Below are 9,326 nucleotides of genomic sequence, written 5' to 3'. Positions count from 1 at the left end.
CGGTCATCCGCTTGCAGCGCATGTCGATCTCGGCCGCGTCGCGCAGCAGGCGCAGCGCCCAGCCCGTCCAGTTCATGTCGGGATCGGTCGGCCGGTTCGGTTCGGAGGGCGCCTCGTCCATGGAACATATCATGAACGAAAACGACCGATAATACTACTGCGATCGTGTTCGCCGGCTGCAGCCTTCGAAGTTCAACACCGTCATTGCGAGCGCAAAAGGCCTCGCCCGCGGGAGAGGCAACGCTCTTCCCGACGATCAACCGGCCTTCCGTCGCGGCGCACGGGCGACCGGTGCGGCCTTGCGCTTCGTCTTGCTCTTGGCCGCGGATTTGGATTTCGCCGCGGTCTTCCGGCCTGACTTTGCGGCGACCCCCGCGCTCTCGCGCAGCGCGGCCATCAGGTCGATCACCTGGCCGCGCTTCGGCGCTGCCGGCGGCTTGATCGTCTCGCCGCGCTGCTTGGCGCGGATCAGCTCCATCAGCGCCGTCTCGTACCGGTCCTCGAACGCCGCCGGCTCGAACCTGCCCCTCTTCTGGTCGATGATGTGCCTGGCCAGGTCCAGCATCTCGCCGGAGATCCTGATCTCCGGGATGTCGTCGAACGCCTGGGCCTGGTCGCGCATCTCGTATTCGAAGTGCAGCAGGTTGGCCAGGAAGCCCGGCCCTTCCGGGCACAGCATCAGCACCCGGTCGCGCCGGAACAGCACGGTGCGGCCGATGCCCACCACCCCCGCCTTCTCGCAGGCCGCGCGGATCACGGCGAAAGCCTCCGACCCCACGGCGTCCGTGGGCGCCAGGTAGTAGGGCCGGTCGATGGCGACGCGGTCGACCTGGTCGCGCGGGACGAAGGCCTCGATCTCGATGGTCTTGGTGCTGTCCGGAATCGCCGCCTCGATCTCCTCCTCGGTCAGCACGACATAGCGGTCGGTGTCGACCTCGTAGCCCTTCACCTGCTGGTCGCGCTCCACCGGCTTGCCGGTCCCGGAATCGACGAACAGGCGCCGCAGCCGGTGGCCGGTGCGGCGGTTGACCATGTTGAAATGGATCTCGTCGCCGCCGCCGACCGCGGTGTACAGCCCCACCGGGCAGGACAGGAAGCCCAGCTTCAGCGTGCCTTTCCAGTTCGCGCGCGGCGCCATGGCATCCTCGTCGGTCTCTCAGAACGAACGGCCGGGGCCGGCGACGGGTTCCGGCGACGGAACGCCGGCCGGCCCGCGATGTTGAATCCCATGCGGCGCTCCGCATCGCCCCGGCGTCATTCGTGAGGGCTTCGACCATGCCGCTGTATCCGACCTGGCCCGACCTCCTGCTGCGGCTCGCGCTCGCCGCCATCGCCGGTGCCGCCATCGGCTGGAACCGCGGCGCCCATGGCCGCCCGGCGGGGCTGCGCACCCACCTCCTGGTCTGCCTCGCCGCCGCCTTCTCGATGGTGCTGGCCAACCTGCTTCTCCCCACCACCGGCAAGGCCGACGATTCCTTCATCCGGATGGATGTGATGCGCCTGCCGCTCGGCATCCTGTCCGGCATCGGCTTCATCGGCGGCGGCGCGATCCTGCACCGCGGCGACCTGGTGATGGGCGTGACCACGGCGGCGACCCTGTGGTTCGTCACCGTGATGGGGCTGTGCTTCGGCGCCGGGGAGCTGATCCTGGGCGGCATCGCCTTCGCCGCCGGCCTGGCCGTGCTGTCAGGGCTGAAATGGCTGGAGGACCGGGTGAAGCACGAGCGCAAGGCGCAGCTGAGCCTGACCGTGGAGCAGGACCGGCTCGGCGTCCGCGACGTCGAGGCCGCGCTGCGGCAGGCGGGCTTCCGCATCGCCACCAGCACGGTCACGGTCCAGCCGGCGGCCGGATGCCGGACCTTGCGCTACGATCTGCGGTGGCGGGGATACCTGGCCGACAACGATCTGCCGGGCTCCATCGAGAAGCTGTTTGCCGCCCCCGGAGTGCGGGAGGGCATCTGGTCGCCGCGATAGGCGCTTCCGGAACCGCCGCTTCGCATGAATCGTTTCCAGGGCAGCGGATCATTCGGGCGAAGGCGATGGCGAAGAACAGCCTGTCGACCTATCGGCGCAAGCGCGATTTCGAGAAGACCTCCGAACCCAGCGGCGCCGGCGGCGTGGCGCCGTCGGACCGGCTGCGCTTCGTCATCCAGAAGCACGCGGCGACGCGGCTGCACTACGACCTGCGGCTGGAGCTCGACGGCGTGTTCAAGTCCTGGGCGGTGACCAAGGGGCCGTCGCTCGACCCGCATGACAAGCGCCTGGCGGTGGAGGTCGAGGACCATCCGCTGGCCTATGGCGATTTCGAGGGCACGATCCCGAAGGGCCAGTACGGCGGCGGCACGGTGCAGTTGTGGGACCGCGGCTTCTGGACGCCGGAAGGCCGCGCCTCGCCGCAGCAGCAGCTGGCCAGGGGCGAGCTGAAGTTCGCCCTGGAGGGCGACCGGCTGCACGGCAGCTGGGTGCTGGTGCGGATGAAGCGCGACCGCACCGGCGGCAAGCGCAGCAACTGGCTCCTGATCAAGCATCGCGACGAGCACGCGGTCGAGGCCGATGGCGACGTGGTCCTGGCCGAGGACCGGTCGGTCGCCTCAGGCCGCGCCATGGCCGAGATCGCCGGCGGGCGCGGCCGGGGCCCGAAGCCCTTCATGCTGGGCGGCCGGAAGGCGGCGCGGGCGGATGCCGTCTGGGAATCCTCGGCCGAGCCGGAGAAGGCCGCCGAGGCACCGGCGCCGCGCCGCCGGAAGAAGGCCGCCGCCTCGACGATGCCGGACTTCATCCCGCCGGAGCTGTGCCTGTCGGTCGACCGGCCGCCCGGCGGCGCCGGCTGGGGGCACGAGATCAAGTTCGACGGCTATCGCCTGCAGCTGCGGATCGAAGGCGGCAAGGCGACGCTGAAGACCCGAAAGGGGCTGGACTGGACCGCGCGCTTCCAGGCCGTCGCCGACGCGGCGAAGGGCTGGCCGGACGGCATCATCGACGGCGAGGCGGTGGCGCTGGACGAGGACGGCCATCCGAATTTCCCCGCGCTGCAGGTGGCGCTGACCGAGGGCCGCAGCCGCGATCTGATCTTCTTCGCCTTCGACCTGCTGGTCGAGGGCGACCGCGACCGGCGGCCGGAGCCGCTGTCGCAGCGCAAGGCGCGGCTGAGCGAGCTGCTGGAGGACCAGGGCTGCGACGCCACCTCGACCATCCGCTACGTCGAGCATTTCGAGGAGGCGGGCGAGGCCGTGCTGCGCTCCGCCTGCCGGCTGCATCTCGAAGGCATCATCTCCAAGCGCCTCGACGCCGCCTACCAGTCCGGCCGCAGCGATCGCTGGACCAAGGCCAAGTGCCGCGGCGGCGAGGAGGTCGTGATCGGCGGCTGGTCGACGACCGGCAACCGCTTCCGGTCCCTGCTCGTCGGCGTCCATCGCGGCGACCATCTGGTCCATATCGGCCGGGTCGGCACCGGTTTCGGCGCCGCCAAGGTGGAGTGGCTGCTGCCGCGGCTGAAGGCGGTGGAATCGGACACCTCGCCCTTCACCGGCCCCGGTGCGCCGCGCAAGGAGCGCAACGTCCACTGGGCCCGGCCGGAGCTGGTGGCCGAGATCGAATTCGCCGGCTGGACCGGCTCCGGCATGGTGCGCCAGGCCTCGTTCAAGGGCCTGCGCGAGGACAAGCCGGCCGAGGAGGTCGAGGCCGAGACGCCGGCGCCCGCGGCCGGGACGGAACTGGCGGAGCCGGCGCCGGCCAAGGCCGCCGGGCCGGCGCGCCGCGGCGGCGTGGCCAAGGCGACGGTCATGGGCGTGGCCCTGTCCAAGGCCGACAAGGCGCTGTGGCCGGATGCGGGCGATGGCGAGCCGGTCACCAAGCACGACCTGGCGCTGTATCTGGAGGCGGTCGGCCCCTGGATGCTGCCGCACATCAAAGGCCGTCCCTGCTCGATCCTGCGGGCGCCGGACGGGATCGGCGGCCAGATCTTCTTCCAGCGCCATGCCATGCCCGGCACGTCGAGCCTGATCTCCCTCGCCCGGGTGTCGGGCGACCGCAAGCCCTATATCCAGATCGACCGGATCGAGGCGCTGGCCGCCGTGGCGCAGTCCGGCGCGCTGGAGCTGCATCCGTGGAACTGCTGGCCGGGCGTTCCCGACCGCCCGGGCCGCCTGGTGTTCGATCTCGACCCCGGCCCCGGCGTCGACTTCGCCGGGGTGGTCGAGGCGGCGCGGGAGCTGAAGGACAGGCTGGAGGCGGTCGGCCTGGTCCCGTTCTGCAAGACCACCGGCGGCAAGGGGCTGCATGTGGTGACGCCGCTCGCCGCCTCCCGCGCCGGCGGGCCGGACTGGCCGGAGGCGAAGGGCTTCGCCAAGGAGGTCTGCCTGCGCATGGCCGGCGACGCGCCGGACCGCTACGTCGTCACCATGGCCAAGGACAAGCGCCGGGGCCGGATCTTCCTCGACTATCTGCGCAACGACCGGATGTCGACCGCGGTGGCGCCGCTGTCGCCGCGGGCCCGGCCGGGCGCCACCGTGTCGATGCCGCTGACCTGGGACCGGGTGCGCAAAGGCCTCGACCCGAAGCGCTACACCCTGCGCACCGCGCCGGACCTGCTGGCGAAGAGCGCCGCCTGGGACGGCTATGACGATGCCGCCCGGCCGCTCGCCGATGCGATCCGGCGGTTGGAGCGCCGCAAGGCGGCAGCCTGAGCCCGCAGGCACCGGCCAGACTTCGGCGAAGGACCATCTGTAATTCCACAATGAAAACCAGGATTGATGGTTTTCACCGAAAGGAATGATCGATACAGGGTTGCCGCTTCTGCCGCATGATTCTAATATAGAAAGTTGAGGGTGTGTGACCAAATAAAGAATGCATAAAAATTGGGCAATGCGAAATCGCAATTAGCAGACAATAATATAAATTATGATCTTTATTAGCAGTGGAAAGAGCAGACGAATTACTGATTGCGCTGCAACATGAACGGTGTCAAAAAGATCCGGTGGCCTGCGGCCGACTAACCTATCGCAAGGCGTTCAGCCTGCGGGGCGAATGGCGCTTCGGCGCCATTGTGCCTGATCTGGGGACCCAACCCGGGGAAGGCGGTCGCGATTGTCAGCTGATCCCGGATCCGTCCGGACGGCTGATGGCGGCCGCGCACCTCAGTGAAGGGGGATCAGATGGAATCGATCGACCACCGGCGTCCCAGACCGAGACCCGACGCCCCGTAGCGCCGACGTTTCCGCGTTTCCAGCGATGACAGCCACCGCCCGCCCGGCCGCACTGCCGGCGGGAGCCAGCCCGTCATGCCCGCGGGTCCGGAAGAGGCCCTTCCGGACCCGCGGGAAAGCTGGTCGCGCCACCCTCCCCCTTTCAACCGGTTTCTCGGAGGGGACAGTGGATAAGCACCACAAGGATATGATCTCGTCGCTGAAGCTTGCGCCGGGAGACGAGGTTCTCGTTCCTGACTATCTGTTCGAAGCCCTGTCGAAGGATCTCGCCAACGCCCGGGTTATTCCATACAGCGCGGCGGCGCAGCTGAAATCGCCGGTCCCCGACCGGGCGATCGTCCACAAGGGCCTGATGCCGCGCCTGCCGCGGCAGATCCTGCAGGCGCTGGTGATCCACGGCGACATCGTGCACGCCAACGAGGTCTTCGTGGTGTTCGCCAGGCACGCCGCCGGCGCCAAGCCGTCGGTGCTCGACGTCGCCCGGCGGCGGCACACCCAGCCGGTGCTCGAATACGTCAAGCGCGACATGCGCGTGCGGCCTCGTTCGGCAAACAGGCGGGCGGTGGTGGTCTCGGCCTTCGGGGTCGGCAATGTCGGCGACGACGCGGTCAGCTTCGGCGCCCGCGAGGTCCTGTACCGGAACGGCTTCGACGAGGTCGAGCTGGTCGGCCCCAACCCCGACTACTCCGTGATCGACGGCGCCGACCTGCTGGCGGTCGGCGGCGGCGGGCTGCTCTACGACAGCAGCTTCAGCAACGTCTCGAACTACACGGCGCCGATCCGCTACGCCTATGAGCGCGGCATCCCCTCCGCCGTGCTCGGCGTCGGCACGCAGGGGATCCGGACCACGCTCGGCGCCGCCGCCTACAAGGACACGCTGTCGCTGGCGCGGCTGGTCACGGCGCGGGAGCACAGCGACACCACCATCCTGACCGAGACGGTGGGGCTGAAGAACGTCCACACCACCGGCGACCTGGCCCTGCTGCTGGCGGACGGGCCGCGGCCGGTGCCGGTCCGGCGCGACCCGAACCTCGCCGTGCTGTCGCTCAGCCACAGCCTGGAGAGCTGGCTGGCCAAGCGCGAGAGCACGATCGACGCCTATCTCGACGAGACGCTCGAGGCCCTCGGCAAGGGCTACGACACAGTGGTCGGCGTCGTGCATTCGGTCGACGACGAGGCGATCTACGAGCGGCTGCGGCAGCGGCGCGAGATCCATGTGGTCAAGGCCGCCGAGTTCGACGTCTCGGCGATCATGGACCTCTACGCCTCGGCCGGCCTGGCCGTGAGCTCCCGCTTCCATGGGCTGCTGTTCTCGGTCATGGGGCGGACGCCGCTGGTCCAGGTCTGCGGCCCGACCAGCAAGAGCGGCCGGGCGCTGGCCGAGCGGTTCCCGTCGCTGACCCGCGCCGCGATCCTGCTCGACCACGCCAACCGCAACCTGCGGATCGGCGACGCGATCGAGTTCGTCCAGCCGGTCGGCGAGGAAGAGCGGTCGGCCGCGATCACGGGCGCGCTGGACAATGTCGAGCGGTTCGCGGCCGCCTTCGACCGGAAGCCGGTCGTCGCGGTCGAGGCCATCGCGATCGATCCGGTGCCCGCGGCGAAGGCGCCGGAGCCTGCGGCGGCAGCCGCCGAGGAGCCGCCGAAGAACCAGGAGATCGTGCTGCCGGACCATGTCGTCGTCACCACGGCCGATGCCATCCAGCTGGCCGTGCCGGCCGACGGCATCGAGGCCGAGCTGTCGGAGATCGAGGCCCGGCGGTGGCGGAACAGCACGCTGGCCTGCGCCGCCAAGGTGCTGAAGCCGGGCGACAGGGTGGTCGATCTCGACCCCGGCTTCCTCTACTTCGCCTCCGCCTTCGGCTCCCTGGTCTCCAAGGCCGGGTCGGTGTCGGTCGCCTATGAGAAGAGCAAGGGCGAGCCGATCCTGAAGCAGTACCGCGCCCTCAACGGCAAGGGCGGCGGGGCGGCGATCAAGCTGTGCGATGCCGCCGACCCGAAGCAGCTGTCCAAGGCCTGCGACGACGCCAGCCTGGTGCGGCTGCGCCTGTCGGGCCAGGCCGCGAAGGACCGGGCGGACTGCATCCGCGCGATCCGCTCGCGCTCGCCGCATGTCATCGTCGAGGCGGCCGACCTGCCGGCCGTGCGCAACGCGATCGAGAGCTTCCTCGGCTCCGAGATCGCCCGCGAGGGCCGGCGGATCTTCACCTTCGCCGAGTCCGACCTGGTCGAGCGGCCGATCTACGAGATCGCCCAGCTCGACGAGACCACCCTGCTGCTCCAGCTCGAAGAGGCGCACCATGGATAAGGAAGCCGTCGTCGTCAGCTTCTACGGCGGGAAGCAGTATTACTACGACTCCGCCTACCACCTGGCCGAGGACTGCAAGAAGCTCGAGATCGAGTACGATTTCGAGGAGGTGAAGCTCGGGCCGGACGCCAACTGGGCCGACATCTGCCGCTACAAGGTCAACTACTACTCCCGCAAGCTGGAGGAGCATAAGCGGCCGATCATCTGGGTCGACATCGACACCCGGATCATCAAGCGGCCGGACCCGTTCCTGCGCAGCGAGAGCGACTTCGCGGCCTTCCTGAGGAACTTCAAGTACTTCCGGGAATACGACCCGTTCATCTTCGCGCGGACGTTCCATCCCGGGTTCCTGTTCTTCAACTACACGGCGCCGACCCGCCGCCTGCTGGAGCAGCTGGTGGAGCTGGAGAAGGGCAGCAAGGAGCGCGGCACCGACGACTATTTCTTCGAGGAGGCCTGGCGGGCGCATTCCGAGCAGCTGCAGGTCACGCTGCTGCCGCCGAAGCGGCTCTCCTGGGGCGACAAACTGGGGGCGGCCGACGCCTGGTTCGCCTTCGGCGACAGCGGCAATGTCCGCGACTTCGTCAAGGAGGTGGCCCAGCACGACGCGCCGATCCTGGAGCCGTCGCGCCAGTACCGGGTGCTGAAGGCGATCTCCGAGCAGGAGCTGAAGGCCGGCAAGCTGCAGAACGCCGCGGTCTATCTGAAGAAGATGACCGATCTCGACCCGTCGCAGGACGACCCGCTCAACACCCTGGCCCGGCTGGCCCGCCGGCAGGAGGGCGAGCAGGCGGCGCTGGCGCTGTATGAGGGCCGGGTCGCCCAGCTGCGGCAGGAGGGCGAATACAGCGACCGCCTGTCCGCCCTGCTGCAGCGGGTGGTGGATTTCTGCATCGAGTTCCACCTGCCGGAGGAGGGCCAGCGCTATGCCGGAGAGCTGGCGGAGCACGGCACCGCCAAGGCCAAGGCCTTCGCCCAGGGCCGGATGCTGCGGCTGGGGCTGGAGGAGCGGGCCAAGGCCGGGGAGCTGCCGCTGAAGCAGCGGCCGCAGCTGTGGTGGATGGAGCAGCCCTATCCTGGCAATTTCGGCGACATCCTGAACCCCTACATCGTCGAGAAGCTGACCGGCCGGCCGCCGCGCTGGGTGGCGGCGGGCAGCGGCGCGCTGGTGATCGGCTCGGTGATCAAGTTCGCCAAGAAGGGCACGCCGGTCTGGGGCACCGGCAGCCCGCGCCTGACCGACAAGCTGCATCCCGAGGCGGCATACAAGGCGGTGCGTGGCCCGCTGACCCGGCGCCTGGTGCTCGACAGCGGCGGGAAGTGCCCGCAGGTCTATGGCGACGTCGCCCTCCTGCTGCCGCAGCTGTACCAGCCGAAGGGCACGAAGAAGCACAAGCTCGGCCTGATCCGCCACTTCACCCATGTGGCGGCGCCGCTCGAAGTGCATCCGGACGTCAAGGTGATCGACATCATGCGCGGCTCCTACGACGGCATCGAGGCGTTCCTCGACGAGATCTCGGAATGCGAGCACATCATCTCGACCTCGCTGCACGGCCTCATCGTGGCGCAGGCCTACGGCATCCCGGTCGGCTGGGCGGTGATGTCGACCAGCGAGACCCAGATCCCGGGCGGCAACACCAAGTTCGAGGACTATTTCGCCTCGGTCGGGCTGAAGGATGTCGAGCCCTTCGACCTGGCGGAGCTGGGCACGGTCACGCCCGACCATGCGCGGCTGTGCACCTATGTGCCGGAGCGGATGCCGGACCTCGCCGCGCTGCGCGAGGCCTGCCCGTTCCCGCTCGCGGCCTGACCCG

The 9,326-nt window shown here is 69.3% G+C and carries 5 protein-coding genes; 4 read left to right on the top strand and 1 reads right to left on the bottom strand.

Annotation, left to right across the window (positions count from 1 at the left end; all coding sequences use genetic code 11):
- Window positions 1-256 precede the first annotated feature (256 nt).
- The gene (locus ACFW16_RS32875; RefSeq protein ID WP_380313278.1) at window positions 257-1,138 is read right to left on the bottom strand and encodes a Ku protein; all 882 of its coding nucleotides are present in this window, start codon (window positions 1,136-1,138) and stop codon (window positions 257-259) included.
- A gap of 137 nt (window positions 1,139-1,275) precedes the next feature.
- Between ACFW16_RS32875 and ACFW16_RS32870 the strand changes: the two genes are divergently transcribed.
- The 4 genes from ACFW16_RS32870 to ACFW16_RS32855 all read left to right on the top strand — a co-directional run bounded on the left by ACFW16_RS32870 (window position 1,276) and on the right by ACFW16_RS32855 (window position 9,322).
- Window positions 1,276-1,974: an MgtC/SapB family protein gene (locus tag ACFW16_RS32870; RefSeq protein ID WP_380313277.1), complete on the top strand. Its 699-nt coding sequence runs from the start codon at window positions 1,276-1,278 to the stop codon at window positions 1,972-1,974.
- 65 nt (window positions 1,975-2,039) lie between these two features.
- Window positions 2,040-4,685 (top strand): DNA ligase D, encoded by a 2,646-nt coding sequence (gene ligD / locus ACFW16_RS32865; RefSeq protein WP_380313276.1) that lies wholly within the window; start codon window positions 2,040-2,042, stop codon window positions 4,683-4,685.
- A gap of 685 nt (window positions 4,686-5,370) precedes the next feature.
- Window positions 5,371-7,512 carry a polysaccharide pyruvyl transferase family protein gene (locus ACFW16_RS32860; protein ID WP_380313275.1) on the top strand — a complete coding sequence of 714 codons (2,142 nt, stop codon included), beginning with the start codon at window positions 5,371-5,373 and terminating at the stop codon, window positions 7,510-7,512.
- Window positions 7,505-9,322: a polysaccharide pyruvyl transferase family protein gene (locus ACFW16_RS32855; RefSeq protein ID WP_380313274.1), complete on the top strand. Its 1,818-nt coding sequence runs from the start codon at window positions 7,505-7,507 to the stop codon at window positions 9,320-9,322. The genes ACFW16_RS32860 and ACFW16_RS32855 overlap by 8 nt, the downstream gene beginning before the upstream one ends.
- The last annotated feature ends 4 nt before the right edge of the window (window positions 9,323-9,326 follow it).

The sequence above is a fragment of the Inquilinus sp. NPDC058860 genome (genome assembly GCF_042743185.1).
In the GTDB taxonomy this organism is placed as follows: domain Bacteria; phylum Pseudomonadota; class Alphaproteobacteria; order DSM-16000; family Inquilinaceae; genus Inquilinus.
The sequence above is the reverse complement of the archived record's forward strand: the minus strand, read 5'-3'. Positions and strand labels throughout refer to the sequence as shown.